Raw genomic sequence first — 26,389 nt, forward strand, 5'->3', positions numbered from 1 at the left:
CTAGACGTCGATGGCCTTGTCCGACTGCATGCGTTTGCGCAATTCGAACTTCTGGATCTTGCCCGTCGACGTGCGGGGCAGGGGGCCGAAATAAATGGCTTTCGGCACCTTGAAACCGGCCAGGTTGTTCTTGCAGAAAGCGATCAATTCCGCTTCCGTCACCGTGCCGCCCTCGCGCAGCTCGACGAAGGCGCACGGCGTCTCGCCCCATTTCTCGTCCGGCTGGGCGATGACGGCGGCGGCCAGCACTTGCGGGTGGTGATACAAGGCGTCTTCGACCTCTACACTGGAAATGTTCTCGCCGCCGGAAATGATGATGTCCTTGCTGCGGTCCTTCAGCTTGATATAGCCGTCCGGATACATCACGCCCAGGTCGCCCGTGTGGAACCAGCCGCCGGCGAACGCTTCCTGCGTCGCCTTTTCATTTTTTAAGTAACCCTTCATGCAGATGTTGCCGCGGAACATGATCTCGCCGATCTGTTCGCCGTCGGCCGCCACGGGCTGCATGGTTTCCGGATCGATCACGGCGACGGCGCTTTGCAAATGGTAGCGCACGCCCTGGCGCGACTTTAAAACGGCGCGTTCTTCCTGCGACAGGGCGGCCCACTCGTCCTGTTCGGCGCAGATGGCGGCCGGGCCGTACACTTCCGTCAAGCCGTACGAATGGATCAGGTCGAAACCCATGGCTTCGATCTTCGCCACCATGGCGGCCGGCGGCGGCGCGCCGGCCACCATGCCGCGCACGGTCCAGTCGATTCCTTCGCGCCAGTTGGCGGGCGCGTTGGCCAGGGCCGCGTGCACGATGGGCGCGGCGCAATAGTGGGTGATGCGCAATTCGCGCATCAGGTCGAACACGAGTTTCGGCTCGAACTTGCGCAGGCACACGTTCACGCCCGCGCGCGCGGCGATGGTCCACGGGAAGCACCAGCCATTGCAGTGGAACATCGGCAAGGTCCACAGGTAGACGGCATGCTTGGGCATGTCCCATTCCAGGATGTTCGACAGGGCGTTCAAGGCCGCGCCGCGGTGGTGGTAGACGACGCCTTTCGGGTCGCCCGTGGTGCCCGACGTGTAGTTGAGGGCGATGGCGTCCCATTCGTCCGCCGGCCCCTGCCAGTCGTAATCGGGGTCGCCGCTGGCCAGCAAGCTTTCATAGTCGAGGTCGGAAAAAGCGTCCACTTCCGGTCCCAGCACGTCATTGACCTGGATCACGCGCAGGCCGGGAATCTGCGCCGCCATCTGGCGCGCCAGCTCGGCGAATTCCGTGTCGGCCAGCAAGACTTTCGCCTGGCCATGGCGCAGCATGAAGGTCAGCGAGGCCAGGTCGAGGCGGATGTTCAGGGCGTTGAGGACGGCGCCGGCCATCGGGACGCCGAAGCTCGCTTCCACCATGGCGGGGGTGTTTGGCAACATGACGGCCACCGTGTCGCCCGTGCCCACGCCCAGCTTGACGAGGCTTGACGCCAGGCGGCGCGTGCGCGCATACGTTTCGCGCCACGTCTGGCGCACGGCGCCATGTGCAATTGCCAGGCGATTGCCATATACTGCCGCAGCCCTGGCGATATAGTCGAGCGGGGTGAGGGCGGCGTAATTGGCGCTGTTCTTGCCGAGGCCGGTATTGAAATCAGCTGTCATGCTTGTCTCCTGGTAAATAATATGGGTACTGGAATTCAGTAGCTCCCTGTTTCGGGATTGATAGGGGTTAGCATAGCACCGGTGCTGGAAAATCACTGTCATCTTAGTGACAACTGAAGGATGGAATGGATAGCAACGATATTGCAGAACGTGCCGTGCCCGAACTCGACAGCCACGACTGGTTCACGGCCCTCGATACCCGGCATCGGACCCTGTTGCGTGCCGGCAGCGTGCTGCGGCATTACGAGGCGGGCGCCTTCATCACGCGGCGCGGCGAACCGTCGGCGCACTGGATCGGCGTGCACACGGGCTTGATCAAGCTGGCCGTCTACAATGCCGACGGGCGCGGCGCCACGTTTTCCGGCGTGCCGGCGGGCGGCTGGTGCGGCGAGGGGAGCGTGCTCAAGCGCGAACTGCGCCGCTACGACGTGGTGGCCGTGCGCGCGTCAAGCATCCTCCTCGTGCCGGTGGACTTGTTCCATCTGCTGCTGGCCGAGAGCCTGTCCTTCAATGCCTTCGTCATCCGCCAGTTGAACGAGCGCATGGGCCAATTCATCGCCACCATCCAGAACCAGCGCCTGCTGGCCGTCGACGCGCAAGTGGCGCAAGCGATCGCGCAGCTGTTCCACCCCATGTTATATCCGCGCACCTCCAGCGTGCTTGAGCTGTCGCAGGAAGAAATCGGCTTGCTGACCGGCATTTCGCGCCAGCGCGTGAACCAGGCGCTGGGCCATCTGGCCGAGCTGAACTTGATCAGCATCGCCTACCAGTCCATCCGCGTGGTCGACCTCGATGGCTTGCGCCGTTATGGCGTGGCGTCGCTGTGATGACAGACTGCTTGCGCGATGTGTGGCATGCTGACGGCTCGTTCACCATCCTGACCTGACGCATGGCCCTCGTTTCCGATCACCCCTTGCATTTGCTGGGCTTGCGCTTTCCGCTCCGGCTGCGCGTCACCGTGCGCCAGGGCTTCGTGACCTTGCACAATGAAATCACCACCAAGAAGCTGGCCAGCGGCGACAGTTTCGTCGTGCCCGCCTTCTTGCGCTTCGCCTGCGACGTGATGCCGGGGCGGGGCAAGCCGGCCGTGTTCACCCTGGCGCTGGAAGGCGAGGAAACGGATGGCGGCCACGGCGGCGGCAAGCGCTGGAGCCAGGCGCTGGCGCAGCACATCTTTGATACGCCGCAAGGCACATGGACGGCGGCGCGCCTGGCCGCCCTGTGGCAAGTGACGCCGCACAAGGCCAGGGCGCGCCTGTTTTCCGAGGGCGAGGCATTGCTCAGCCTGGTGCGCGAGCAGCGCCTGGCGCACGCGCTGCACACGGCGGCGCAGGCGGACGCCGACGGCGTGCACGGCGAGCGCGACCTGGCGCAGGTGGCGGCCGGCTCCGGCTTCGCCTCGATCCCCGCGTTTTGCGACGCCTGCGTGGACGTGGCCGGCGTGCGTCCCAGCCTGTTCCTGCGCGGGCCGGCGCCCGGATAGCCAGACTCCGTTATAATCGGGGCCATGGGATCCTTATTGAAGCGCAAACAGTGGCATATGTGGTTCGCCTGCCTGGCGATACTGCTCAATGCGCTGTCGCCATCCCTGTCGTATGCGTTTGCCTCGCTGCACGCGAACGCGAACAATGCCGCCGTCGAGATATGCTCGGCCAGCGGCGCCGTCTACACGCAAGCGGACCTGGCGCCGGCCGCCAAGTCCACCACCGATTCCGTGCTGCACCACATCGAGCATTGCCCGTTCTGCATGAGCCATGCGGGCAGCGTGGGCTTGCCGCCGTCGTCGTCATCGACGCTGGCCGTCATCACGGGCCACGATCACTATCCGCCCCTGTTCTACCAGGCGCCGCGGGCGCCGTTCGCGTGGCTGGCCGCCAGCCCGCGCGGCCCCCCTTTGGCTGTCTGAACGCAGCAGTCGCGCCTCCCACGTCTTAACCGTATCCACTACGCCCATCGGGCCAGAATGCCATGAAACGTCGTCTTTTCCTTCTCGCCGGCACGGCGGGATTGCTTACGCTTGCCGCTTGCGAACCAGCGCCAAAACCCCATTACAACGGCCTCGATCTGACGGGCGGCGATTACAAGCCCGACTTCACATTGAGCGGCCCCGACGGCAAGGTGTATACCCTGGCCGATTTCAAGGGCAAGTATGTGATGGTCTTCTTTGGCTTCACGCAATGCCCGGACGTGTGCCCGACGGCCCTGTCGCGCGCGCTGGAAATCCGCCAGAAGCTGGGGCCGGATGCCGATAAACTGCAAGTGATCTTCATCAGCATCGACCCCGAGCGTGATACGCCCGAGTTGCTGGGCGAATACATGCGCGCCTTCGACCCCAGCTTCCTGGGCTTGCGCACGGATCCGAAGGCGACGGCGCAGACGGCCTTCAATTACAAGGTCTTCTACCGCCGCGTGCCGAGCGGCAGTTCCTATACGATGGACCACACGGCCATCAGCTATGTGCTCGACACAGAGGGACGCATGCGCCTGGGCTTGAAACACCAGTTGACGGGCGACGAGTGCGTGCAAGACATCAAGACCCTGATGCAATCGAAATACACCTTATAACCCTACCGAGGAATGATCATGACCCATCTGAAAAACCTGCTGGCCACGGCCCTGACCGTGCTGTCCTTCTCCGCCGCTGCCCAGACTTCCGTGCAGATCACCGACCCGTGGGTGCGCGCCACCGTGCCGCAGCAAAAAGCCACGGGCGCCTTCATGCAGATCACGGCGCCGAAAGCCATGCGCCTGCTGGAAGTGCGCTCGCCCGTGGCCGGCGTGGCGGAAATCCACGAAATGAGCATGACGGACAATATGATGCGCATGCGCCAGGTCAAGGAAATCGCCTTGCCAGCCGGCAAGGCCGTCGAATTGAAACCGGGCGGCTACCATGTGATGCTGCTGGAACTCAAAGGGCAGGTGAAGGCGGGCGACAAGATTCCTCTGACCCTCGTCGTCGAGGGTGAAGACAAGCGCCGCGAAACCATCGAAGTCAATGCCGTGGCCCGTCCGCTCGGCGCCGCCGCGGCACCGATGCCGGCGATGAAGCACTAAGCTGCAACAATGCCCATGCAAAGCCCGGTCCGCCGGGCTTTTTTGCGTCCGCCTGAAAGTTAAACGACTGTTTGATATACTCTCGCACAATATTAAACAACTGTTTAAATGATGGGAGTGGTATGACGGAAGAAAGAGAAAACGAACCGGCCCGCGCGCGCATCCTGCAGGCGGCGGCGGACCTGTTTGCCGACGAGGGCTACAAGCTCGCGTCCGTGCGCAGGATATGTGTAGCGGCCCACGTCAACGTGGCGATGGTCAATTACTATTTTCATAGCAAGGAAGAGCTGCACCTGGCCGCCTTCGACTATGCGCGCGAACTGGCCCGCGCCTCGGCCGCCGACGTGGCTGCCGTCAACGCGCGGGCGCAGTTGTCGCCGGTGGAACAGTTGCGCCTTGCCATCGAGGCGCTCGTCTCCGACATGCTGCGCGCGGGGCCCGCTTCCCTGTTCAGCCGCCTGGTGGCGCGCGAGCTGATCGAGCCGACGGCCGCCATCCACAAGCTGGCCGAACGCAACGTGCGCCCGCAGCACGCCCTGTTCACGGGCTTGATCCGCGGCGTGGTGGGGCCGGCCATGCCGGACGAGGTGGTGCAGAAATGCGTATTCAGCGTGATCGGCCAAGCCGTGTTCTACGCCCGTTCGCGCATCGTGCATGAACTGGTGGCGCCGGAAATCACCTATGACGAGGCGGGTATTGCCAGCATCGCGCAGCACGTCGCCGCGTTTTCGCTGGCGGCCCTCGACGGCTTGCGCCGTCAATATGCCGCGCAGGCGGGCGCATGAAGGCGCGCAACCTGACCCTGGTGCTGGCCGGGCTGGCCATGCTGGGCCCGTTCGCCACGGATACCTTCCTGCCCTCGTTTCCCGCGATCGGCACGCATTTCGACGTCAGCAGCGTGCTGGTGCAGCAGACCCTGAGCGTCTACCTGGCCGCCTATGCCTTCATGACCTTGTTCTACGGCACCTTGTCCGACTCCTTCGGCCGCCGCCCCGTGATTCTCGCCTCGCTGCTGATCTTCGCCGTCGGCTCCATCGGCGCCGCGTTTGCGCCCAGCTTTGGCTGGCTGCTGTTCTTCCGCGGCATGCAGGGCGCTTCGGCGGGAGCGGGCAGGGTCATCGGTCAAGCCATCGTGCGCGACAGCCTGTCGGGCGCGGCCGCGCAAAAGATGCTGGCCAATATCATGATGGTGTTCGGCGTCGCGCCCGCCATCGCCCCCATCATCGGCGGCTGGCTGCACGTGGCCTACGGCTGGCAATCCACGTTCGTGTTCACCTTTTCCGTCACCGTGCTGCTGGCGCTCGGCTGCCTGAAAGGCTTGCCGGAAAGTCTGGCAGTCGAGCAACGCCAGCCTTTCCACCCGGCCAGCATCGCGCGCAATTACTGGCTGGCCTTGCGCCACCGGGCGTTCCTGCTGCGTTCGCTGGCCGTCGCCTTCGCCTTTGGCGGCTTCGCCCTGTACATCGCGTCGGCCCCGCATTTCATCCTGGAACTGCTGCGCCTGCCGGAAACGGCGTTCGGCTGGATGTTCATCCCCATGGTGGCCGGTTTGGTACTCGGTTCGGCGCTGTCGGGCAAGCTCGCACATGTGGTGAGCAGCGCCGTGCTGGTGCGCTGGGGGCTTCTGGGCATGGCGGCCACGGGCGCGCTCAACATCCTCTACAACCACTGGTTCGCGGCCAGCATCCCGTTCGCCGTCGTGCCCGTGATGCTGTACGCGTTCGGCATGTCGCTGGCCTTGCCGGGCATGACCATGTCGACGCTCGACATTTTCCCGCGCATGCGTGGCCTGGCCGCGTCCCTGCAAAACTTCGTGCAGATGCTGGTGTTTGCGCTGGTGTCCGGTTTTGTCGCACCGTTGCTGTTCGACAGCGCCTTCAAGCTGGCGCTGGGACAGGCGTCGGCCGTGGCGCTGGCCACCGCGTTCTGGTGGCTGGGCAGCCGGCAGGGGGAGGGGCAGGGCGCAACGGCGCTTATCAAAACAACATGATCGGCCTTGGAAAAAAGTGGCATGCTTCCTGCTTTGTTACACTGTGACAATCAGACCTGCGCCGCGGGCACATCGGCACGCGCGCGGGTCTAAGCAGTTTTGCAACTTTACCTTTGGCTATCATGCACTTGATTAACTCCAGTTTGAACCACGCCTTGCGCGTGCCGCTGGCCGCGGAAATCCACTCGCGGCCGTTCCTGCAACTCGACGCCCCCGAGCTGATCACCCATCTGGCCGTGTACAAGGATGACAGCGCCGCGCCGGGCGCGTCGAATATGGCGGCCCAGCACGCCACCCTGGCGGCCCTGTGCACGCATTTCGGCGTCACGCCGCCCGCCGCCGAAGCCAAGTATTTTTATTACGACTTTGGCCGCTTCCGCCTGAAATGGGAATGCCATACGGAATTTGCCACGTTCACCTTCGCCGAGCATCCTGGTAGCGCCTTGCCTTTGGCGCAGGCGTTCGAGCGCATGCCGCTGGCGCAATTGCCGCAGCAGTGGCTGGTCGGCTTGAAGGGCAAGCTGATGGTGGCCGCCCACGTGGTGCTGGAGCAGGCATTCGCCCCGGCCGAGATCTTCATGCAGGGCTTGTCGCGCGTGTTCGAGGGCAATACCCTGGCCGGCAGCAAGGTGCTGCAGGGCGGCGAATTGTGGACGGATTTCACCATCCAGTCCGACGGCTTCAGCCGTTTCGTCATCCACGACGCGGGCATGCGCTCGCAGCAGTCGGGCCGCTTGGTACAGCGCGTGCTGGAAATCGAAACCTACCGCATGATGGCTTTACTGGGCTTGCCCTACGCCATGCAGGCGGCGCCATCGCTCAATGCCATCGAGAACGAACTGGCCACCCTGGCCGCCGCCATGGTCGACACGGACGACGCGCCGGGTGCCAGCAAGGCGGACGAGGGCGTAGCCGAGCAAGCCTTGCTCGACCGCATCACGCGCCTGGCGGCACGCATTGAAAAGCTGTCGCTCGACAATAGTTACCGTTTTTCCGCCTCGAAAGCCTACATGGGCCTGGTCAAGGCGCGCATCGACGAGTTGCGCGAAGTGCGCATCGAGGGCATACCCACGGTCGAGGAATTCATGGACCGCCGTTTGACGCCCGCCATGAACACGTGCGCAGCGATGGCCAGCCGCCAGGAAGCGATGGCGCAGCGCATCGCCAACACGAATGACTTGCTGCGCACGCGCGTGGGCATCGTGCAGGAATTGCAGAACCGGCAAATCCTGCAATCGATGAACGCCCGCGCGGCGCAGCAGCTGCGCTTGCAGCAAGCGGTGGAAGGCTTGTCGGTTGCCGCCATTTCGTATTACGTGATCGGCCTGTTCAGCTACACGGGCAAGGCGGCCAAGGTGCTGGGGCTGCCCGTGAATCCGGAAATCCTCGTCGGCGCGCTGGTGCCGTTCGTGGCGGCCGCCGTGTGGCTGGGACTGCGCCGCATGCACCACAAGCTGCACGCGGACTGAGCCGGGTAAGCACCCTGGCGGCTCCGGCGGCGCGTACGCCGCGCGCCGCCAATTTTTGCTATTGTGCGGGCCTCACCGTTCGACAAGGAAATGACGTGCTTGCCAAAGTTGGAGATATTTACAGCGTGTTTTCGTCCAGGCTGCAGCAGTATGTGGCTTGCCAGGTCACCGCCATCGAGGACGACGCTTCGTCCGGCAGGGCGCCGCTGGCCGCCGTCCTGGAGCTGGACTGGGCGGGCGACGCCTTGCCCGATGCGGCGGCCGTGCAATCGATGCGCCCGCTGGTGTGCGATTACTATTTCTGGAACCGCCGCCACGACCACAGTTTCGTCAATGCCAGGGTGCCGCGGGCTTACACCTTGGTGGCCAATATCGCGCCCTTGGTCGATACGCAAGTAAAGAGCTACAGCGGCGGCTGGCACATGGGCGACAGCCTGTATCGCCAGCGCCGCTGGGAGCAGGTCGACCCGGCCAGGCGCCAGCGCTTCAAGGCGGCATCGAGCGAGGAAGTGCGCATAGGCGGCCAGACCCTGCGCCAGAATACGAGCCGCATCGGCGATGGCGTCCTGCAGGCGCTCGGCGATCTGTCCGAACTGGACCAGCTGCCTTGCCTGACGGCGATCGAGACGCGCCACGGCAGCGCGGCGCTGGCCGCCTATATCAATGGCAATCCGATCATCAGCGAAGTGCAGTGGCAGTCATCGACGGTGAGCGAACTCGACCTGAGCGACAGCAATGTCGGCCGCCTCATCGTGCATGCCGAAGGCTTGCGATCGCTGCGCCTGAACGAGGGCTTGAGCACCCTGATACTGAATGGCGCGCCGTCACCGTCGCTGCGCATCGACGACCCGCATGCGGGGCGCTTCCTGCGCCTGCAGTGTGGCGGCGCCCTGGCGCCATTCCACGGCCTCGATGAATTGACGCACCTGTCGCTGAGCGCGATGCCGGCCGTGGATTTCGACGTGGTGGCGCGGCGTTTTCCCGGGCTGACCGACCTGACCGTCCGGGGCAAGCCGGGGCTGGCGTCGAACGTGGCCAGCATCGCCACATTGGCCCGCTTGCAAGAGTTCACCGCGTATGAACTGTTTGGCTACGGCCCTGACGACTTTCCCACGCCGGCGCAGTTGCCATCCTTGTCCAGCCTGTACCTTGCCAGCCTGCCGCTGGACGCGGCCAAGGCCATCAAGGCCAGCTATAAGAAGGCGGCGGCGCTGGGCTTGAACCTGTCGGTGACGCGGCCGCGCAAGCCCGAGTGGCTGGCGGAAAACCTGGACAACCCGTTCCGCGACTGGGATGGCCGCGAGCACATCTCGGCGGCATATGCCAGGAAGGCCGCGCAGGCGTATAAAAAACTGCTGGCCACGGCGCGCACCCTCGACGGGATGAGCGATTCCGAGACTGTGCACGCCATGGCGCAGCAGATGGTCACGGCTTATGTCGCCGTGTTCAACCAGATCGAGCGGCGTTCCAGCATCATCGAAACGGTGGAGCGCGATGAAATCTACGTGGCGCTGGAGCAGGTGCTGACGCAGGCGCCACTGCCCGATGTGGCGGCGCTGTATGCCTTGTTCGACCGCCTGCGCGATTTCTAGCCGCCTCCACTGTCTAGAAAAAAAGTTCTAGACAGAACGTTCTAGACTGGGTATTCTAGCAGCATGCTGAAAAATACCTCCACTCCCCATCCCACGGCCGCCGAACTGGACCTGCTGCGCATCCTGTGGCAGCGCGGTCCGTCCGACGCCCGCGCCGTGTACGACGCCCTGGCCGCGGAGCGTGCCGACGCCAGTTACGCCACCGTGCTGCGCCAGTTGCAATTGATGCATGGCAAGGGCTTGCTGAGCCGCGATGAAAGCCAGCGGCCGCAGCTGTATGCCGCCGTCGAAGCGCAGGAAAAGCTGCAAACGAGTTTGCTCAAGGACTTGATCGGCAAGGTGTTTTCCGGTTCCGGCAAGGCGCTCGTGCTGACGGCGCTGCGCGAGCACGTGAGCGACGCGGAACGCCTGGAAATTGAAAAAATCCTGCGCGGCAAGGATGGTGGCGCGCCATGAACCTGGACCTGCAGCTCGGCATTGATCTGGGCAAGCTTGTCCCGGCGCTGGGCTGGGTCTTGCTGTATTTTGTCTGGCAGGGTGTGATCGTCGGCGCCGTGTCCGCCGTCCTGCTCTGGCTGCTGCGCGACGCCAGCGCGCGCTGGCGCTATGCCGCGTGCGCGCTGGCGCTGTTGCTGTGCCTGTGTATTCCCGCCATGCACCTGCTCTCGCTGCTGTCGGATGCTTCGCCGGCCCGGCTGGCGCTGGACGCGCCGCCCGCCTGGCGCGCCGCGCTGCAAGCGTGGATGCCGGCCCTGGTGCTGGCCTGGAGCGCCGGCGTTGGCCTGATGAGCTTGCGCCTGTGCCTGGGCCTGGCCTGGGTCGGCAAGCTGCGCCGCCAGGCCGTGGCCGCCCCGGCCATCTGGCAGGCGCGCCTCGATGCGCTGGCGCTGCGCATGGGCTTGCGCCGCAGTGGCCAGATTCCGCTGAAACTGCATGCGGGACTGGCCAGCCCCGTCACCGTGGGCTTCTGGCGCCCCGTCATCCTGCTGCCGGCCGCCTTGCTGAGCGGCATGCCGGTTGCCTTGCTCGAAGCGCTGCTGGCGCATGAACTGGCGCACGTGCGACGCTGGGATTACCTGGTCAACCTCTTGCAAAGCGTGGCCGAGGCGCTGCTGTTCTTTCACCCCGTCGTCTGGTGGCTGTCGGCGCGCATGCGGGCCGAACGGGAACAGGTGGCCGACGCCCTGGCGGCGCAAGCGCTGCAAGACCCGCAGCAGCTGGCCACGGCGCTGCATGCGCTGTCGCTGCACACGGCCGCGCCGGGCCAGCCCGGCTTGCTGATGTCGGCACGGGGCGGGGCGTTGCTCACGCGCATAGAACGCCTGATGGCGCCCGGGCTTGATACGGCCGGCTGGAAGCTGGCCGTGCCCGCCTTGCTGCTGGCCTGCGCCACCTTGCTGCTGCAGACGCAGGGCAAGCCCGCCGTCAACGGGGCGACCCTGGCCGAGGCCGCCGCCGGCATGCTGGCCTTGCCCGTCAGCGCGAAGCACATGCTGGTGTTCGATGACGCCAGCGGCAAGGTGCTGATGGCGAAAGATGCGGACGCCGTCGTGCCCATCGCCTCGATCACCAAGCTGATGACGGCCATGGTGGTGCTGGACGCGCGTCTCGATCCGGACGAGCAGCTGCGCATCGTGCGCGCCGATGGCGGCTCGTCCTTGCAGCGCCACAGCCTGCTGGCCGAGGGTGTGGCCGTGTCGCGCGGCGCGCTGTTGCAACTGGCGCTGTTGCCGTCCGAGAACCGCGCCGCCGCCGCGCTGGCGCGCACCTATCCCGGTGGCAACGCAGCGTTTCATCAAGCCTTGCAAGCGAAGATCCGCAGCCTGGGTTTGAAGCGCACCACCCTGACGGACCCGGTCGGCAGTTCGCCCGCGAATACGTCGACGGCCAGCGAGGTGGCGAAGATCGTCGCGGCCGCCGCGCGCTATCCGGAGATCGCGCGCATCACCAGCCACCCGCAAGCCAGCGTGGCCGTCAATGGCAAGGCGCGCACCTTGCACAACACCAACCCGCTGGTGGGCGGCAAGGGCTGGGACATTCTGCTGTCCAAGACGGGCAGCAGCAACGCGGCGGGCAGTTGCCTGAGCATGCGCATGCGCAGCGGCGGCAAGCACGTCACCGTGGTGCTGCTGGACGCCGATGGCGCGCAGCGGCGCTCGCTCGACGCCGGACACATCCGCGACACCCTGGCCGACAGGACCGGCCGCATGCATTGATACCCCCCCCCTGGGCGCGCCACCGCGCGCGCCCTTCTTTTTGACACTCTGGAGATGAAGATGACACTATTGGCGAAGTTGATGCTGGCTACGGTTGCGACCATGGCGGCTGGCACGGTGCAGGCGAAGACACCGGCGCCTAGGCAGGATAAACCTGTCGATTGCGACAGTTGCAAGGAATGGAACGCGCCCGTCAAGCCGTTCAATATCTATGGCAATAGCTGGTATGTGGGCACGGCCGGCCTGTCCGCCGTGCTGGTGACGAGTCCGCAAGGCCATATCCTGCTCGACGGCGCGCTGCCGCAATCGGCGCCCCTGATCATTGCGAATATCCGGGCGCTGGGCTTTCGCATCGAGGACGTGAAAGTGATCCTCAATTCGCACGCCCATTGGGACCATGCGGGCGGCATTGCCGCGCTGCAGCGGGCCAGCGGCGCCACCGTGATGGCCAGCGCCTCGGGCGCCCTGGGCCTGCAAAGCGGCACGAATGGCAAGGACGATCCGCAGTACCAGGCCAATCCCGTCGTGCACGTCGCCAAGGTCGCCAAGGTCAAGGTGGTGGGCGAGGGCGATACCGTCAAGGTGGGGCCGCTGAACCTGACGGCCCACATGACGCCGGGCCACACGCCCGGCGGCACCACGTGGACGTGGACGTCCTGCGAAGGCGACCGCTGCCTGGACGTCGTGTATGCGGACAGCCTGAATCCGTATGCCAGCGGCGATTTTACTTACACGGGCAAGGGTGGCAGGCCCGACATTTCAGCCTCGTTCGAAGCGAGCATCGCCAAGGTGGCCGCCTTGCCATGCGACATCATCATCCCCGTGCATCCGGGCACGACGGACGTGCTGGGCAAGGCCGCCAGGCGCAACGGTACGGACAATCCCCTGATCGACGCCGGTGCCTGCCGCGCCTATGCGGCCGAAGCGGGTGGCTTGCTGGCCAAGCGTCTGGCGAAGGAACGGGGCGAAGCGGTGCCTCTTGAGGCCAAGGGCGCCGCGCACGCGCATTAAGATTGTTTACTCTGCCGCCTGCTGTTTTTGCAGGCGTTTCAGGAACACCGTCATTTCCTTGACGGCTTGCAAGTCGCCTTGCTGCCGGGCCACGGTCACGCCCGTTGTCCAGGCCACTTGCGCGTCATCCAGACGGCCCAGCTGCTGCAAGGCCTTGCCCAGCAGTTTCCAGGCGGCGGAATAGCCCGGCTGCTGCGCGGTGGCTTGCGCCAGGTGCAGGGCGGCTTGCTCGGCGTCATGCTCTTTCAAGCAGGCATCTCCCAGGCCAAAACGCAGCAGGGCGTTGTCGCGCCCCTGCGCCAGCAGTTTTTCCAGCTTGTCACGCATGCTCGGCCTCATTAATATGCAAGTTAATGCTTGTATATTAATGCCTGAAGCGCTGGCCCGCAAGCCATCGGTGGCCTGCGGCAGGTGAGCGAGGCAAGTCTTTAATGAGAATGAATTATCACTTATAATGCAATCAGTTTGCATTTCACTCTCTATCAGGAAAACCCATGTCTTTCCCCTTACGGCGCCCGTTGGTGCTGCTGCTGGCCGCTGCCAGTCCACTGGCCCTGGCGGACGGACCCGACGCGCAGGACGTCGTCACCATCCAGGCCGAGCGCCAGCATTACCGCAGCCTGTCCGCCACGGGCGCCACCAAGACGGATGCCTTGCTGATGGACTTGCCGCAAAGCGTGCGCGTGCTCACTAGCGATTTGCTGCGCGACGCGGGCGTGACGACACTGGCCGGTGCGCTGGACCTGGCCAGCGGCATCGCCAGGCAAAGTCCGCTGGGCGGCCTGTGGGACAGCTACGCCATGCGCGGCTTCACGGGCGACCCGAATTTCGGTTCCGACTACATGGTCAACGGTTTCAGTTCCAGTCGCGGCTACAACGGCATGCGCGACGCGGGCAATACGCAGAACGTGGAAGTGCTGAAGGGCCCCGCATCGGCACTGTATGGCCGCGGCGAGCCGGGCGGCACGGTGAACATCACGACGAAAAAGCCGAAGTTCGCGCCGGAATATAGCGCCGACGTATCGCTGGGCAGCTTCCGCACGCGCCGCGCCGCCGTGGATGTGACGGGGCCGTTGAGCGATACCGTCGCCTACCGCCTGAACGCGGCGCATGAAGCAGGGCACAGCTTCCGCGATACCTTGAAGGTCGAGCGCAGTCTGTTTTCACCGTCGTTTCTCTGGCTGGCGGGCGAACATACGACCGTGTCGTATGAAATCGAAGCCGTGCGCCAGCGCGCGCCGTTCGACCGGGGCGTGGTGGCCGTCAATGGCCAGCTGGGTCTTGTCCCTGTCTCGCGCTTCCTGGGCGAACTGGGCGACGGTTCCATGACGGTCAAGTCGCTGGGCCAGCAGCTGTTCATCCACCATGCGCTGTCCGACGACTGGACGTTGCAGGCGGGCGCTTCCTACCGCGACAGCGAATTGCAGGGCTATTCGACCGAGGCGAACAGGCTGCTGGCCGATGGCCGCACCCTGAACCGCCAGCGCCGCCACCGCGATTTCTCGGCCACCGACGTCTCGGCCCGTGTCGAAGTGCTGGGTAAATTCAAAACGGGCGCGCTGGCGCATGAGGTGCTGGCGGGTATCGACGCCTATCACTTCGACGACCACCGCGTGCAGTTGCGCCGCAATCCCTCCGCCGCGAATGCCTATGCCATCGATATTTTCCATCCCCTGTACGGCGGCAAGGCCGCTCCGCTGGCCCTGTCCATCGACACGCAGGAAGGGCAACGGGCGCGTGGCCTGTATGCGCAGGATCAACTGGATCTGGGTACCCAATGGAAGGCGCTGGTCGGCGTGCGCCACGATAACTACACGCAGGATGTGAGGAATAATCGCTTGAACGTGAGCAACCGCCAGTCGCTGTCGGCCACCAGCCCCCGCGCGGGCCTCGTCTACCAGCCATCGAAGGCATGGTCGCTGTATGCGAGCGCCGCGCAAGGCTTCCGGCCCAACAGCGGCATCAGCATCGCCAACCAGGCCTTCCCGGCCGAGCGCAGCCGCTCGTATGAACTGGGCGCCAAGCTGGAAACGGGCAAGCTGACGGGCACCGTGGCCGTGTATGACATCCGCAAGCGCAATGTGCTGACGACCAATCCCGCCAACACGGACTTCGCCATCGCGGCGGGCGAGGTGGGCAGCCGGGGCCTGGAACTGGACGTGTCGGGCGAAGTGGCGCGCGGCTTGCGCGTCTCGGGCGCGTATGCCTACACGGATGCCAGCGTCACGCGCGGCGACAATACGATCGTGACGGGCAGCCGCTTCGCCAACGTGCCGCGCCACAGCGCCAATGTGCTGGCCACGCAGCAATTCGCGCTGGCCACGGGCACGACCAGCGTGGGCGGCGGCGTGCAATACGTGGGCGAGCGCCTGGGCGACGTCGCCGTCAGCAGCAGCTTTACCCTGCCGGCCTACACGACGGCCAAGCTGCTGGCGTCCTACTCTCCGAATGCGAAACTGCGCCTGGCCCTGAACGTGGAAAACCTGTTCAACCGCGGCTACTATGCGAGTTCCTACAGCCCCCTGTGGGTGGCGCCGGGGACCGAGCGCACGGTGACCTTGCATGCACACTACCGTTTTTAAGCGATGACGATGACCTTGACTCCTCCCGCCACCTTGCGCGCCCGCATCGCCGTCATCGACGTACTGCGCGGCCTCGTCATGCTGATCATGCTGTTCGACCATGTGCGCGAAACGGTCTTTTTACACCATCAGGTGGGCGACCCCATGGATGCGGCCCACGTCGATCCGGCCCTGTTCTTCACCCGCCTGGCGGCCCACGTGTGCGCGCCCATGTTCGTCTTCCTGACGGGCTTGTCGGCCTGGCTGTACGCGCATCCAGCCACCGGTCCCCGCGGCGCGGCCGGTTTCCTGTTCAAGCGGGGCTTGCTGCTGGTGCTGCTGGAACTGGTGTTCGTCAACTTCGCGTGGAGCGGGGCGTTTCCGCCGGCCGTGCTGTATTTGCAGGTGATCTGGGTCATCGGCCTGGCCATGATGGCGCTGGCCGTGCTGCACAAGTTGCCGTGGAAAGTGCTGGTAGTGCTCGGCGTGGGGATTGTCGCGGGCCAGCATCTGCTGACCGGCTTGCACGCGCAAGAGGGCAGCTTTGCCTATTATCTGCTGACGGTGCTGCTGCAACGGGGTTACCTGGTGGCCGATGGCGCCATGAAGATCAAGGTCAGCTATCCGCTGCTGCCGTGGATAGGCGTGATCGTGCTCGGCTATGCAGCCGGCCCCCTGTATGCGCGCAGCCGCTCACCGGAAGGGCGGCGCCGCCTGCTGCTGGCGCTGGGTGCGGGCAGCTTGCTGCTCTTGGGCCTGCTGCGCGGCTTCAATATCTACGGCGAAACCCTGCCGTGGGTGGCCGGCGACACGGCACTGCGCACGGTCATGAGCGTGCTGAATTTCACCAAATATCCGCCGTCGCTGGATTTTCTGCTGTTCACCCTGGGCCTGGGCTTGCTGGGTCTGGCCTGGCTGGAAAGCGTCGATAACGGGTTCACGCGCGCCTGCGCCACCTTTGGCGGCGCCCCGATGTTTTACTATCTGCTGCACCTGTATTTGCTGCTGGTGATAGGCATCACCCTGACGGCCGTGCTGGGCGCCAACCATGGCACCCGCTACGGCGTCGAGCATATCTGGCAAGTGTGGCTGATCGCGCTGGCCCTGATGCCCGTGCTGTACTTTCCCTGCCGCGCTTTTGCCCATTACAAGCGCACGTCGCGGCAGGCGTGGGTACGTTATTTTTGAAGCATGCTTACTTGCAGTACAACCTGTCGATGCTGTGGCTGGACGCCAGGTAGTGCCGCGTCTGCCACCCGATGGCCACGCGGTAGGCGCACGGCGGGTCGAGCGCCACATTGACGGGGAAGCCGCCATTGTTGCCCGATAAATGCGGCCCGCCCGCGCCGCCGCGGAACAGATAATTGCCCGGTGGCGGCGGTGGCGTGAAGCTGGCGGCCGGCAGCGGTGGCGGCGGGTGCGTGATGCCGTTGTTGTTGGAAATCGTGATATTGAAGAAGCGCAGATGCGGATGGTCGATCGTGTACAGGATATGCACGAGGCCGCCCGAGACGGGGTTGCAGGCATTGCTGCGCAACTCTTCCAGGTCCAGCGCGACGATGACGGGTGAATTGTCGAAGACGATGGAATCGAGGCCGTCCGTGGCCACCAGCGCCAGGGTATTGCCATCGCGCACCTCGAAGCCCAGGCGGTAGCGGCGTATCGGTTCGCTTTCCGCCGCCGTCAGGCTGCGGCCCGCGTCGAGTATCGGCAAGCCGCCCGGCAGCTTGGCCGGATGCAGGCTGGTGATGGCTGGCGTATTCACGGTCAGCAAGTCGAAGGTGCGCAGGAAGATATTCTGCTGCACGATGACGATGGCCGTCGTGCCGTCGCGCATGTCCACCGTGACTTGCTTGCCGTCGACCCGTATCCAGCCGCCCGGTTTCAAGTCGCCCGCGTCGATGATGACGGGCGCGGAGTCGGCCAGGCCCAGCCCGTTCGTATAAAACACATAGCCGACGTGCGTGCCGAGCACTTGCGTGAGCGGCGCCAGGCTGGCGGGGGCCACCGTGGGGATGGCTGTCGGGTCGTCCGTGCCGCCCGGCCAGGACCATTCGCCGATGAGGAAGCGGTATTCGAGCGGATTGGCGGGAATGGCGCTGTTGCGCAGCGGGCAATTTCCCTTCAGGGTGACGCCACCGGCGAACACATACGAGGCGGCCGCGCCGCCCGCATAGCCTTGCGCGGAAAAGCCGGCCAGCGAGGGAAATGGGTGGATGTCGAAGATTTCCACCTGCTGCCAGTGGGGTACGCCTTCCACGTCGGGCGGCAGGACGTCTTTCGAGCACAATTCCACGCAGAAACAGTGGCCCACGTTTTCGCGGCCCGGCTGGCGGCCGTTGGCCTGGGTTTCCGACAGGATGGTGACGCTGCCCAGCTGGGCCTTGAAATATACGTCGGGGCCGCTGGTGAATTCCACGTTGATGAACGGTGAAAACGGCGTGAGCGTGAAATCCGACGTCAGGTAATCGATGCGGAAGCGCCCGCCGGCGTCCGTCACCGCCACGCCCAGCGCATCGTCCTGCAGCCAGTCGGCGTCGAAGGCGCGCACGGTGGCGCCGGCGATCGGCGTGTGCGGCGCCTCGCAGGTGCGCAGCCGGCCGCAGATGGTCCAGGCGCCGAAGCGGGCGCGCACCAGGCACCAGAAGCGCTGCGGCAGGCAATAGTCCCAGATGGCGAGGAAATCGTTGTCGACCTGGCGCCAGCGGGGCTGGACGGTGGTGATGGAAAACTGCAGCGGCACGGGGTCTTTCGGCCCCGGCTTCAAATGCGGCACGGTGGGGCACAGCACATCGACTTCGACGGCCTCGCCCTGATAATCGCCGTCCAGGGTGAAACTGTAGTTGCCATCGTCATCCGTGCGCGCCTCGGCCAGCAGGAACGGCGCCTTCGCTTGCACCTCTTCATCGGTGAGGATGGCGAAGGTTTCCTTGGCGCTGGCGACGGCCAGGGCCGTGACGTTTTGCGACGCGCGCGGCCGGTACAGGCGCACGATGACGTGGGATAAGGCTTCAGGACACTCGGCGCAGATCAAGCCGCACAGCTTGCCTCGCAGGATATAGGCCATGATGGTTCCCTTGCTGATGTGGACGGCGCGCCGCTCGGAATGGCGGCGCTGTTACCACGCTAGCAAATGGGCGCTCTTCAGGCTTGATCCTGCGTAAAAGAGTGGCTATTTGATCAGCGCCAGCACGTCGCGGAAGCGCGGATGCTTGCAGTCGCGCAACCACTCGAAGGCCAGCATCTCCACCGTCACCAGGTGGGCGCCCAGCTTGTCCAGGCGGGCCAGCGCCGCATCGCGGCTGGCCGCCTGGCGCGAACCGACGGCGTCGATGGCGATGCTCACGTCGTACCCGAGTTCCAGCAAGCCGATGGCCGTCTGCAGCATGCATACATGGGCTTCGCAACCGGTGACGACGATCTGTTTGCGCCCGGCGGGCAGCATGTCCTGCAAGCCGTCAAAACAGGCGCCGAAATGCGTCTTGTGCAAGGTACGTTCGCACAGGGCGGCGATCTCTTCCACGTTCGGCCCCAGTCCCTGGCGGTTCTGTTCGGTGCCCAGCACGGGCACGTCGAGCAGCCGCGCGATCCTGGCCAGGCGCAGGTTCTGCGCCAGCACCAGGCCCGCATCGTGGATGGCCGGCATCAAGCGGCCTTGCAGGTCGACAATGACCAGTACGGCCTGGTTCGCATCCATCAGCATGGCTTTCTCCTTATTCATATGTGGCGACAGTGTAGCGCGCCGCAGTGTGCTTAACTTGGCCAGCTGGGCGTGGCCGTCTCGCCCATCAGGTAGGCGTGATTGACGTCGATGGCGGTGCGCAGGTAATTCCACAGGGCGCTGACCCTGGCGATGTTGCGCCGCTCGCTGGGCGAGATCATCCAGAAGGCGCGCGTCAGGTCGATCTCGCCGTCGAGCACGGGTACCAGTTCGTTCGATTGCTGCGCCACGAAGCAGGGCAGGATGGCCAGCGCCTGGCCGGCGCGCGCCGCGTGGTACTGGGCGATCACGCTGGTGCTGCGAAACGCGCGCAGCGAGTCGGGCGCCACGTTGTCCATGTAGCGCAGCTCCGAACTGAAGACCAGGTCGTCCACATAGCCGATGATCGGATGCTGCGCCAGCTGCGCCACGCTGGTGATGGCCGCGTGGCGCGCCAGGTAGGCTGGCGTGGCGTACAGTTTCAGCCGGTAGTCGGACAGCTTCGTCACGACATACGGGCCGGACAGGGGCCGCTCGATGGAAATGGCCACGTCCGCCTCGCGCTTGGACAGGCTGACGAAACGGGGCACGGCGATCAGGTCGACGCTGATGTGCGGGTAGCGCCCGCAAAACTGCGCCAGGTGCGGCGCCAGCACGATGGCGCCGAAGCCTTCCGTGGCACCCAGGCGCACCTGGCCCGACAGCAGCCGGTTGTGTTCGCCCAGCTCCTCGGTGGCGGCAAACACGGTGCTTTCCATCGTTTCCGCGTATTCCATCAGGCGGTGGCCCTCGGGCGTCAGCTGGTAACCCACGTAGTTGCGGTCGAACAGCTGCGTGCCCACCTGTTCCTCGAACTTGCGCATGCGCCGCGACACGGTGGAATGGTCGATGCCCAGCTTTTTCGCCGCATCGACGAGGCCGGCGCTGCGCGTCAGTTCCAGGAAGACCCGTACATTGTCCCAATCGAGCATGGCTTGTCCTCTCTGTGCATTTTTGCAAAGGAATTATGCATTAATTTATCTTGAGTCACTATTTTTACACATGCAGAATGCATCTACACCTATAAGAAAACCCGTTCACCTGGAGACACGCATGAAAAAAACCGTTCTGGCCATGGGCGCGCTGGCGCTTTCCCTGTCTTTTACCGGCGCGCACGCGCAGATTTCCGATGGCGTCGTCAAAATCGGCATCCTGACCGACATGTCCGGCCCGTATTCGGCCATGGGCGGGCGCGGCTCCGTCGTCGCCAGCCAGATGGCCGTCGAGGATTGTTTAAAAGCCGAATGCAAGGGCATGAAGATCGAGATCCTGTCGGCCGACCACCTCAACAAGGCCGACATCGCCGCTTCCAAGGCGCGCGAATGGCTGGACCGCGACAAGGTCGACGCCATCGCCGACCTCACCAACTCGTCGGTGGCCCTGTCCGTGCAAAAGCTGATGAAAGAGAAGGGCGGCATCGCCATGTTCAGCGGCCCCGCCACGGGGCGCCTGACGAACGAGGATTGCTCGCCGAACGGCTTCCACTGGATGTTCGACACCTATTCGCAGGCGGCCGGCACGGCGGCGGCATTGACCAAGCTGGGGCAAAAATCCTGGTACTTCGTCACCGTCGATTACGCCTTCGGCCATTCGCTGGAAAAGGACGCCAGCGAAGTCGTCAAGCGCAATGGCGGCACGGTGCTGGGCGCCGTGCGCCATCCGCTGAACGCCTCGGATTTCTCGTCCTTCCTGGTGCAGGCGCAAGGGTCGAAAGCGCAGGTGATCGGCCTGGCCAACGGCGGCGCCGACACGGTGTCGGCCATCAAGCAGGCGCGCGAATTCCGTATCGGCAGCGGCAAGGACCAGCGTCTGGCCGCCTTGCTGGTGTTCCTCTCCGACGTGCACGCGCTGGGACTGGAAACGGCCCAGGGCCTCGTCTACGCGGACGGCTTTTACTGGGATTTCGATGACCGCAGCCGCGCCTTTGCCAAGCGTTTCGAGGCGCTCAACAAGGGCGCCAAGCCGACCATGGTACAGGCGGGCGTGTATTCCAGCGTCTATCACTACCTGAAATCGGTGGCGGCCGCGAAGAGCGATGACTCGAAGGTCGTCGCCCAGAAGATGCGCGAACTGCCCATCAAGGATGCCGTCATGAACAACGCCTCGATCCGCCCCGACGGCCGCGTGATCCACGACATGTATCTGGTGCAGGTCAAGACCCCGGCCGAATCGAAAGGCGCGTGGGACTACCTGAAAGTGCTGTCCACCATTCCCGCCGACCAGGCCTTCAAGACTATGGATGCGGCGGCGTGCAACCTCGTTAAAAAATAACCATCGAATACCTTACGGAGCCTCACATGAACCAAGCCCTCACCCAAGTCCCCGCCGTCCCCCTCCATATCGCCGGCAAGCACCACGCCTCGACCAGCAGCGAATGGCGCGACGTCGTCAACCCGGCCACGCAGGAAATCGTCGCCAGGGTGCCGTTTTCCACGCCCGATGAAGTCAAGCTGGCCGTCGCCACGGCCAAGGAAGCTTTTAAAACGTGGCGCAACACGCCGCTGGCCGCGCGCATGCGCATCATGCTCAAGTACCAGCAGCTGATCCGCGAAAACATAGTCGCCCTGGCCGAACTGATCACGCGCGAACACGGCAAGACCCTGCCCGACGCGGAAGGGGAAGTCATGCGCGGCCTGGAAGTGGTGGAGCACGCGTGCTCGATCGCCACCCTGCAGTTGGGCGAGATCGCGGAAAACGCGGCCACCGGCGTCGATGTCTACAACATCTACCAGCCCCTGGGCGTGGGCGCCGGCATCACGGCCTTCAACTTCCCCGTCATGCTGCCGTGCTTCATGTTCCCCATCGCCATCGCCTGCGGCAATACCTTTGTGCTGAAACCGTCGGAACAGGACCCGTCCTCGACCATGTACCTGGTGGAGCTGATGTACCAGGCGGGTTTGCCGGCCGGCGTGCTGAACGTCGTGCATGGCGGCGCGGACGTCGTCAACATGCTGTGCGACCATCCCGACATCAAGGCCGTCTCCTTCATCGGCTCGACCCACGTGGGCACGCATGTGTACCGGCGCGCCAGCGAATCGGGCAAGCGTGCGCAATCGATGATGGGCGCGAAAAACCATTGCGTCGTGCTGGCCGACGCCAACAAGGAGCAGGCGATCAATAACCTGATCGGCGCCGCCTTCGGCGCGGCCGGCCAGCGCTGCATGGCCAATTCCGTCGTCGTGCTGGTGGGCGAGGCCCGTTCCTGGCTGCCGGAAATCGTCGCCCGCTCGCAGGCCCTGAAAGTGGGGCCGGGCAGCGACCGCACGGCCGACCTGGGACCGATGGTCTCGAAAGCGGCCATGCAGCGTGCGGAAAAGCTGGTCCAGGCGGGCGTGGACGAAGGCGCGCAACTGCTGCTCGACGGCCGCGGCCACAAGGTGGCCGGCTACGAGGGCGGCAACTTCATGGGGCCGACGATTTTCTCCAAGGTGCAGGCATCGAACTCCGTCTACACGCAGGAAATCTTCGGCCCCGCCATGTGCGTGGTCGAGACGGACACGCTGGACCAGGCCATCGCCTTCATCAACGCCAACCCGAACGGCAACGGCACCTCGATCTTCACCTCGTCCGGCTGGGCCGGGCGCAAGTTCCAGAACGAGATCGACGTGGGGCAGGTGGGCATCAACGTGGCCATTCCCGTGCCCGTCGCCTACTTCAGTTTTACGGGGTCGCGCGCGTCGAAACTGGGCGACCTGGGCCCGAACGGCAAGCAAGCCTTGTACTTCTGGACGCAGACCAAAACCGTCACGGCGCGCTGGTTCGCCCCGGACGACGGCGGCAGCGGCGTCAACACCACCATCGCGATGAAATGAGGGAGGCGGCCATGAGCAGCAACATCGTTTTCATCGGCCTCGGTAACATGGGCTTGCCCATGGCGCACAACCTCGTGCGCGCCGGCCATGCGGTGACGGGCTTCGATTTGCTGCCGGCCAGCGTGCGGCAATTCGCCGACGGCGGCGGCCTGGTGTCCGACGACCAGGCGGCGGCGATAGGCGCGGCCGACATCGTCATCACCATGCTGCCGGCCAGCCGCCACGTGCTGGGCGCGTATTTGGGTAACCCTTTGGGGGATGCCGGCATCCTGGCGCAGGCGCGGCCCGGCACCTTGCTGATCGACTGTTCGACGATTTCCACCGAGGCGGCGCGCCAGGTGGGCCGCGCGGCGCAGGACAAGGGCATGCCGATGCTGGACGCGCCCGTGTCGGGCGGCACGGCGGGCGCCACCAACGGCACCCTGACCTTCATGGTGGGCGGCGAAGCATCCGCGCTGGCGGCGGCGCGGCCTTGCCTGGACGTCATGGGCAAGGCGATTTTCCACGCGGGCGGCTCGGGTTGCGGCCAGACGGTCAAGATATGCAACAACATGCTGCTGGGGATACTCATGATCGGCACCAGCGAAGCGATACGCCTGGGCGTGGCCAATGGCCTGGACGCTAAGGTGGTGTCGGACGTGATGGCGAAAAGCTCGGGCCGCAACTGGACCCTGGACGTGTACAACCCGTGCCCGGGCGTGGCCGAGAATGTGCCCGCGTCGCGCGGCTACACGGGCGGCTTTGGCGTCGACCTGATGCTCAAGGACCTGGGGCTGGCCGTGGAAAGCGCGCTGGCCAGCGGCGCGAGCGTGCCGCTGGGCGCCTTGTCGCGCAATCTGTATAGTTTGCACAGCAAGGCGGGGGCGGGCACGCTGGATTTTTCCAGCATTTATCAACTGCTGGGCGAAAAAGCTTAAGGCTGTTGCGCCTGCAGGGCGGCCAGTTCCGCCCTGGCTTTTTCCAGCTTGCCTTCCAGCTTGGCGATCTTCTTCGGCTGTTTATTGGCTTCCTGGGCCAGGCGCAGCGCACGCTCCGTCTGGTTTACTTTTGCCTGCGCCTTCAGCACCTTCTTGTTGTGGCGTTCGATCAGCGCGTTGTCGCTGCAGTGGGCATTGACTTCGTCGAGCGCGCGCGTCAGGCCCGCGACCTTGTCGGCCAGGCCCTGTTCTTTGGCCTGGCGCAATTCGCTGCGGATGCTTTCGCGCTTGGCGGCGCAGCCGGCCAGCTGGGTCTCGGCGGCGCTGGCGGCGCCGCTGGCGGCGAGGGCGACGAGCAAGGTCAAGGTGGTTTTCGATAGGCGGTTCATGGTGTTCCTGTGTCAGTGGTGGGCTCGTGCAATGTAAGCCTGCCAGCCTGCCCTGTCAAACTTCGCGTGCCGTGTGCGCCTTCCTGGCGCGCCATCGGCTACCATGCGTGTTTTCTCCTTCCCGACACCGCCGCATGCCCAAGAAATTCCTGTTGCTGATGCCCTTACTTTTGCCGCTGCCCCTGCTGGCTCAGACCTCGCCCGCCTTGCTCGACCTGCAGCTGATCGCCATCAAGGCGAGGGCGGATGCGACCAGCCATAGCCCGGAAAGCATCGCCGAGTTTGAGCAGGCCCGGCGTGCGGCCGAAGCGGGCGATGTTGAAGCGCAGCTGGAACTGGCGCGCATGCTGCAGCTGGGCGTCGGCGCGCCGCAAGACACGGCGCTATCGATGGCCTGGGTACGCAAGTCGGCCGAAGGCGGCTATGCGCCGGCGCAAGCGGCCTTGGGGCTGGCCTACACCGTGGGTGGCAAGGTGCCCGTCGACCGCGTGCAGGGCGAAGTCTGGCTGCGCAAGGGCGTCGCGCAAGGCGACGAACTGGCGCAAACCATCCTGGCGCTGGAATTCATCAATGGCGGCAGCAGTGCCGAGGAACAGACGCTGGCCATCCGATGGTTGAAGAGGGCGGCCGAACAGAACTTCGTGCCCGCGTATAACGCGCTGGGCGAGCACCTGATGCGCGCGGCGACCGATGAGCAGGAGCGCGGCGAGGCCTTCCACTGGTATGACAGATCGGCGCGCGAAAAGGAACCTGCCGGCATGCGCAACCTGGCCCGCGCACATGAACTGGGCCTGGGCGTGAAACGGTCGGACAAGCTGGCCCTGGTCTGGTACGAGCGGGCGGCATGGAGCGGCGACGTGCCCGCCATGCGGCGCATGATCGAGGTGTATGTCAAGGGCGAACTGGGACAAGCGGCGAATGCGGAAGACGCTGCCGAATGGCGCGCCAAGCTGGCAGAGAAGGAAAACAAATGAAGACCATCCTGTTGATATTGAGCCTGGCACTGGCGCAGAACGTGCTGGCGCAGCCAGCCGCCGAACCGGCGCCGCGCCAGCATCCGGCGCTGGCCGAATTCGACATGTCCGGCCTCGACGACATGCGCGCGCGCGTGCAAGCCGTGATCGACCGCCCGGCCGACCTGTCGCCGGACAAGGTCGCGGCCTTCGACAAGACGCGCCGCGCCGCCGAAGGGGGCGACACGGCTGCCCAGCTGGAGCTGGCGCAGATGCTGCACGAGGGCGTGGGCACGCCGCGCGACCGCGACGCGGGCCTTGCGTGGATGCGGAAATCGGCCGAAGGCGGCTATGGCCCGGCGCAGGCTTTCCTCGGCGTGGCCTACACGCTGGGCCAGGGCATGGCCGTCGACCGCAAGCTGGGCGAATACTGGTCGCGCAAGGGCGCCGCGCAAGGCGTGGAACTGGCCAACTACACGGTGGCGATGCACTTCGAGAATATCCACAGCAGCCCGGCAGAGCAGGCGCACGCGCTGCACTGGCTGAAGTTCTATGCCGAAAATGGCTTCATCCCCGCCTACAATGAAATCGGCTACCGCCTGATGATGAGGGCGCAGGACGAGGCGCAGCGCAAGCAGGCGTTCGGCTGGTACATGCGGGCGGCCAAGGCGCTCGATCCGCCCGGCTTGAACAATGTCGCATACTCGTATGAAGTGGGACAGGGCGTGCAGCAAAGCGACGAGGCAGCCCTGGGCTGGTATGAAATGGCGGCCATCGCCAAAAGCCCGCCGGGTCAGACGGGTTTCGCGCGCCTGCTGGAGCAGGGCCGTGGCGGCCCGACCCGGCAAGGGCCTGCGCCCAAGCCCTTCGCGCTGTACCTGCTGGCGGCCAGGCAGGGCGACCTGGACGCCATGCGGCGGCTGGTGAAGGTGTATGAGAATGGCGAACTGGGACAGGCGGCCGACCCCGCGCAGGCGGCGCTGTGGCGCGAAAAGCTCAGGCTGGCCAGGTAGACCGAGACGGCGTGAAAACGGCATGCTATCATCATTGT

General features: G+C 64.9%; 25 protein-coding genes. 19 read left to right on the top strand and 6 right to left on the bottom strand.

Going from position 1 to position 26,389, the window contains the following annotated elements; translation table 11 throughout:
• Positions 1–1,635: an acyl-CoA synthetase gene (locus J0O65_RS15675; protein ID WP_215408081.1), complete on the bottom strand. Its 1,635-nt coding sequence runs from the start codon at positions 1,633–1,635 to the stop codon at positions 1–3.
• Positions 1,636–1,760: 125 nt separating this feature from the next.
• Here J0O65_RS15675 and J0O65_RS15680 point away from each other — a divergent pair, with 125 nt between their 5' ends.
• The 12 genes from J0O65_RS15680 (at position 1,761) to bla (ending at position 12,967) form a co-directional block, all read left to right on the top strand.
• Positions 1,761–2,462 (top strand): Crp/Fnr family transcriptional regulator, encoded by a 702-nt coding sequence (locus J0O65_RS15680; protein ID WP_215408083.1) that lies wholly within the window; start codon positions 1,761–1,763, stop codon positions 2,460–2,462.
• Positions 2,463–2,524: 62 nt separating this feature from the next.
• A complete protein-coding gene (locus tag J0O65_RS15685) occupies positions 2,525–3,118 on the top strand; it encodes a helix-turn-helix transcriptional regulator (RefSeq protein WP_215408085.1) in 594 nt (197 codons plus the stop codon).
• A gap of 24 nt (positions 3,119–3,142) precedes the next feature.
• Entirely contained in the window at positions 3,143–3,541 is a 399-nt protein-coding gene (locus J0O65_RS15690; RefSeq protein ID WP_215408087.1) for a DUF2946 domain-containing protein, read from the top strand.
• Positions 3,542–3,603: 62 nt separating this feature from the next.
• Positions 3,604–4,200 (top strand): SCO family protein, encoded by a 597-nt coding sequence (locus J0O65_RS15695; protein ID WP_251373774.1) that lies wholly within the window; start codon positions 3,604–3,606, stop codon positions 4,198–4,200.
• Positions 4,201–4,218: 18 nt separating this feature from the next.
• The gene (locus J0O65_RS15700; protein WP_215408089.1) at positions 4,219–4,689 is read left to right on the top strand and encodes a copper chaperone PCu(A)C; all 471 of its coding nucleotides are present in this window, start codon (positions 4,219–4,221) and stop codon (positions 4,687–4,689) included.
• 122 nt (positions 4,690–4,811) lie between these two features.
• Entirely contained in the window at positions 4,812–5,474 is a 663-nt protein-coding gene (locus tag J0O65_RS15705) for a TetR/AcrR family transcriptional regulator (RefSeq protein WP_215408091.1), read from the top strand.
• Positions 5,471–6,679, top strand: coding sequence for a multidrug effflux MFS transporter (locus J0O65_RS15710; RefSeq protein WP_215408092.1), 1,209 nt, complete (start codon positions 5,471–5,473; stop codon positions 6,677–6,679). The genes J0O65_RS15705 and J0O65_RS15710 overlap by 4 nt, the downstream gene beginning before the upstream one ends.
• 122 nt (positions 6,680–6,801) lie before the next feature.
• Positions 6,802–8,148, top strand: a complete 1,347-nt coding sequence (locus J0O65_RS15715; RefSeq protein WP_215408094.1) for a DUF3422 family protein — start codon at positions 6,802–6,804, stop codon at positions 8,146–8,148.
• A 95-nt stretch (positions 8,149–8,243) separates the two neighbouring features.
• Positions 8,244–9,740 (top strand): hypothetical protein, encoded by a 1,497-nt coding sequence (locus J0O65_RS15720; protein ID WP_215408096.1) that lies wholly within the window; start codon positions 8,244–8,246, stop codon positions 9,738–9,740.
• 63 nt (positions 9,741–9,803) lie between these two features.
• Positions 9,804–10,196 (top strand): BlaI/MecI/CopY family transcriptional regulator, encoded by a 393-nt coding sequence (locus tag J0O65_RS15725; RefSeq protein ID WP_215408098.1) that lies wholly within the window; start codon positions 9,804–9,806, stop codon positions 10,194–10,196.
• The gene (locus J0O65_RS15730; protein WP_215408100.1) at positions 10,193–11,956 is read left to right on the top strand and encodes a M56 family metallopeptidase; all 1,764 of its coding nucleotides are present in this window, start codon (positions 10,193–10,195) and stop codon (positions 11,954–11,956) included. The genes J0O65_RS15725 and J0O65_RS15730 overlap by 4 nt, the downstream gene beginning before the upstream one ends.
• Positions 11,957–12,037: 81 nt before the next feature.
• Positions 12,038–12,967: a subclass B3 metallo-beta-lactamase gene (gene bla / locus J0O65_RS15735; protein WP_251373775.1), complete on the top strand. Its 930-nt coding sequence runs from the start codon at positions 12,038–12,040 to the stop codon at positions 12,965–12,967.
• A gap of 6 nt (positions 12,968–12,973) precedes the next feature.
• Here the strand turns inward: bla and J0O65_RS15740 are convergent, their stop codons facing one another.
• Positions 12,974–13,294 carry a tetratricopeptide repeat protein gene (locus tag J0O65_RS15740; RefSeq protein WP_215408102.1) on the bottom strand — a complete coding sequence of 107 codons (321 nt, stop codon included), beginning with the start codon at positions 13,292–13,294 and terminating at the stop codon, positions 12,974–12,976.
• A gap of 167 nt (positions 13,295–13,461) precedes the next feature.
• On the opposite strand from J0O65_RS15740, the gene J0O65_RS15745 reads away from it, so the two are divergent.
• Entirely contained in the window at positions 13,462–15,549 is a 2,088-nt protein-coding gene (locus J0O65_RS15745) for a TonB-dependent siderophore receptor (RefSeq protein WP_251373776.1), read from the top strand.
• Between the two features lie 3 nt (positions 15,550–15,552).
• On the top strand, positions 15,553–16,716 hold the full coding sequence (locus tag J0O65_RS15750; RefSeq protein WP_215408104.1) for an acetyltransferase domain-containing protein: 1,164 nt from the start codon (positions 15,553–15,555) through the stop codon (positions 16,714–16,716).
• Between the two features lie 7 nt (positions 16,717–16,723).
• Here the strand turns inward: J0O65_RS15750 and J0O65_RS15755 are convergent, their stop codons facing one another.
• The 3 genes from J0O65_RS15755 to J0O65_RS15765 form a co-directional block, all read right to left on the bottom strand.
• The gene (locus J0O65_RS15755; RefSeq protein WP_215408106.1) at positions 16,724–18,595 is read right to left on the bottom strand and encodes a transthyretin-like family protein; all 1,872 of its coding nucleotides are present in this window, start codon (positions 18,593–18,595) and stop codon (positions 16,724–16,726) included.
• 105 nt (positions 18,596–18,700) lie between these two features.
• On the bottom strand, positions 18,701–19,231 hold the full coding sequence (locus J0O65_RS15760; protein WP_215408108.1) for an isochorismatase family protein: 531 nt from the start codon (positions 19,229–19,231) through the stop codon (positions 18,701–18,703).
• Between the two features lie 50 nt (positions 19,232–19,281).
• Positions 19,282–20,199 carry a LysR family transcriptional regulator gene (locus tag J0O65_RS15765; RefSeq protein ID WP_215408110.1) on the bottom strand — a complete coding sequence of 306 codons (918 nt, stop codon included), beginning with the start codon at positions 20,197–20,199 and terminating at the stop codon, positions 19,282–19,284.
• Positions 20,200–20,320: 121 nt separating this feature from the next.
• On the opposite strand from J0O65_RS15765, the gene J0O65_RS15770 reads away from it, so the two are divergent.
• Genes J0O65_RS15770 through mmsB form a run of 3 tightly spaced genes read left to right on the top strand, consistent with a single transcriptional unit; the run spans position 20,321 to position 23,996 of the window.
• Positions 20,321–21,538 carry an ABC transporter substrate-binding protein gene (locus tag J0O65_RS15770; RefSeq protein WP_215408112.1) on the top strand — a complete coding sequence of 406 codons (1,218 nt, stop codon included), beginning with the start codon at positions 20,321–20,323 and terminating at the stop codon, positions 21,536–21,538.
• A gap of 26 nt (positions 21,539–21,564) precedes the next feature.
• Positions 21,565–23,079: a CoA-acylating methylmalonate-semialdehyde dehydrogenase gene (locus tag J0O65_RS15775; RefSeq protein ID WP_215408114.1), complete on the top strand. Its 1,515-nt coding sequence runs from the start codon at positions 21,565–21,567 to the stop codon at positions 23,077–23,079.
• A gap of 11 nt (positions 23,080–23,090) precedes the next feature.
• Positions 23,091–23,996, top strand: coding sequence for a 3-hydroxyisobutyrate dehydrogenase (gene mmsB, locus J0O65_RS15780; RefSeq protein ID WP_215408116.1), 906 nt, complete (start codon positions 23,091–23,093; stop codon positions 23,994–23,996).
• On the opposite strand, the gene J0O65_RS15785 is transcribed toward mmsB, so the two are convergent.
• Positions 23,993–24,385, bottom strand: a complete 393-nt coding sequence (locus tag J0O65_RS15785) for a DUF1090 family protein (RefSeq protein WP_215408118.1) — start codon at positions 24,383–24,385, stop codon at positions 23,993–23,995. The two genes, mmsB and J0O65_RS15785, sit on opposite strands and share 4 nt — an antisense overlap.
• A 134-nt stretch (positions 24,386–24,519) precedes the next feature.
• Here J0O65_RS15785 and J0O65_RS15790 point away from each other — a divergent pair, with 134 nt between their 5' ends.
• Positions 24,520–25,359 (top strand): tetratricopeptide repeat protein, encoded by an 840-nt coding sequence (locus J0O65_RS15790; protein WP_215408120.1) that lies wholly within the window; start codon positions 24,520–24,522, stop codon positions 25,357–25,359.
• Positions 25,356–26,351: a tetratricopeptide repeat protein gene (locus J0O65_RS15795; RefSeq protein ID WP_215408122.1), complete on the top strand. Its 996-nt coding sequence runs from the start codon at positions 25,356–25,358 to the stop codon at positions 26,349–26,351. The genes J0O65_RS15790 and J0O65_RS15795 overlap by 4 nt, the downstream gene beginning before the upstream one ends.
• The last annotated feature ends 38 nt before the right edge of the window (positions 26,352–26,389 follow it).

It is taken from the genome of Janthinobacterium sp. JC611, from assembly GCF_018682595.1.
Taxonomy (GTDB): Bacteria; Pseudomonadota; Gammaproteobacteria; order Burkholderiales; family Burkholderiaceae_D; genus Janthinobacterium.

What these genes read in the sequence shown, in the direction of transcription:
- J0O65_RS15675 (WP_215408081.1), bottom strand. Translation starts at nt 1,635, where the DNA reads ATGACAGCTGATTTCAATACCGGCCTCGGCAAGAACAGCGCCAATTAC.
- J0O65_RS15680 (WP_215408083.1), top strand. Translation starts at nt 1,761, where the DNA reads ATGGATAGCAACGATATTGCAGAACGTGCCGTGCCCGAACTCGACAGC.
- J0O65_RS15685 (WP_215408085.1), top strand. Translation starts at nt 2,525, where the DNA reads ATGGCCCTCGTTTCCGATCACCCCTTGCATTTGCTGGGCTTGCGCTTT.
- J0O65_RS15690 (WP_215408087.1), top strand. Translation starts at nt 3,143, where the DNA reads ATGGGATCCTTATTGAAGCGCAAACAGTGGCATATGTGGTTCGCCTGC.
- J0O65_RS15695 (WP_251373774.1), top strand. Translation starts at nt 3,604, where the DNA reads ATGAAACGTCGTCTTTTCCTTCTCGCCGGCACGGCGGGATTGCTTACG.
- J0O65_RS15700 (WP_215408089.1), top strand. Translation starts at nt 4,219, where the DNA reads ATGACCCATCTGAAAAACCTGCTGGCCACGGCCCTGACCGTGCTGTCC.
- J0O65_RS15705 (WP_215408091.1), top strand. Translation starts at nt 4,812, where the DNA reads ATGACGGAAGAAAGAGAAAACGAACCGGCCCGCGCGCGCATCCTGCAG.
- J0O65_RS15710 (WP_215408092.1), top strand. Translation starts at nt 5,471, where the DNA reads ATGAAGGCGCGCAACCTGACCCTGGTGCTGGCCGGGCTGGCCATGCTG.
- J0O65_RS15715 (WP_215408094.1), top strand. Translation starts at nt 6,802, where the DNA reads ATGCACTTGATTAACTCCAGTTTGAACCACGCCTTGCGCGTGCCGCTG.
- J0O65_RS15725 (WP_215408098.1), top strand. Translation starts at nt 9,804, where the DNA reads ATGCTGAAAAATACCTCCACTCCCCATCCCACGGCCGCCGAACTGGAC.
- J0O65_RS15730 (WP_215408100.1), top strand. Translation starts at nt 10,193, where the DNA reads ATGAACCTGGACCTGCAGCTCGGCATTGATCTGGGCAAGCTTGTCCCG.
- bla (WP_251373775.1), top strand. Translation starts at nt 12,038, where the DNA reads ATGCTGGCTACGGTTGCGACCATGGCGGCTGGCACGGTGCAGGCGAAG.
- J0O65_RS15740 (WP_215408102.1), bottom strand. Translation starts at nt 13,294, where the DNA reads ATGCGTGACAAGCTGGAAAAACTGCTGGCGCAGGGGCGCGACAACGCC.
- J0O65_RS15745 (WP_251373776.1), top strand. Translation starts at nt 13,462, where the DNA reads ATGTCTTTCCCCTTACGGCGCCCGTTGGTGCTGCTGCTGGCCGCTGCC.
- J0O65_RS15750 (WP_215408104.1), top strand. Translation starts at nt 15,553, where the DNA reads ATGACGATGACCTTGACTCCTCCCGCCACCTTGCGCGCCCGCATCGCC.
- J0O65_RS15755 (WP_215408106.1), bottom strand. Translation starts at nt 18,595, where the DNA reads ATGGCCTATATCCTGCGAGGCAAGCTGTGCGGCTTGATCTGCGCCGAG.
- J0O65_RS15760 (WP_215408108.1), bottom strand. Translation starts at nt 19,231, where the DNA reads ATGCTGATGGATGCGAACCAGGCCGTACTGGTCATTGTCGACCTGCAA.
- J0O65_RS15765 (WP_215408110.1), bottom strand. Translation starts at nt 20,199, where the DNA reads ATGCTCGATTGGGACAATGTACGGGTCTTCCTGGAACTGACGCGCAGC.
- J0O65_RS15770 (WP_215408112.1), top strand. Translation starts at nt 20,321, where the DNA reads ATGAAAAAAACCGTTCTGGCCATGGGCGCGCTGGCGCTTTCCCTGTCT.
- J0O65_RS15775 (WP_215408114.1), top strand. Translation starts at nt 21,565, where the DNA reads ATGAACCAAGCCCTCACCCAAGTCCCCGCCGTCCCCCTCCATATCGCC.
- mmsB (WP_215408116.1), top strand. Translation starts at nt 23,091, where the DNA reads ATGAGCAGCAACATCGTTTTCATCGGCCTCGGTAACATGGGCTTGCCC.
- J0O65_RS15785 (WP_215408118.1), bottom strand. Translation starts at nt 24,385, where the DNA reads ATGAACCGCCTATCGAAAACCACCTTGACCTTGCTCGTCGCCCTCGCC.
- J0O65_RS15790 (WP_215408120.1), top strand. Translation starts at nt 24,520, where the DNA reads ATGCCCAAGAAATTCCTGTTGCTGATGCCCTTACTTTTGCCGCTGCCC.
- J0O65_RS15795 (WP_215408122.1), top strand. Translation starts at nt 25,356, where the DNA reads ATGAAGACCATCCTGTTGATATTGAGCCTGGCACTGGCGCAGAACGTG.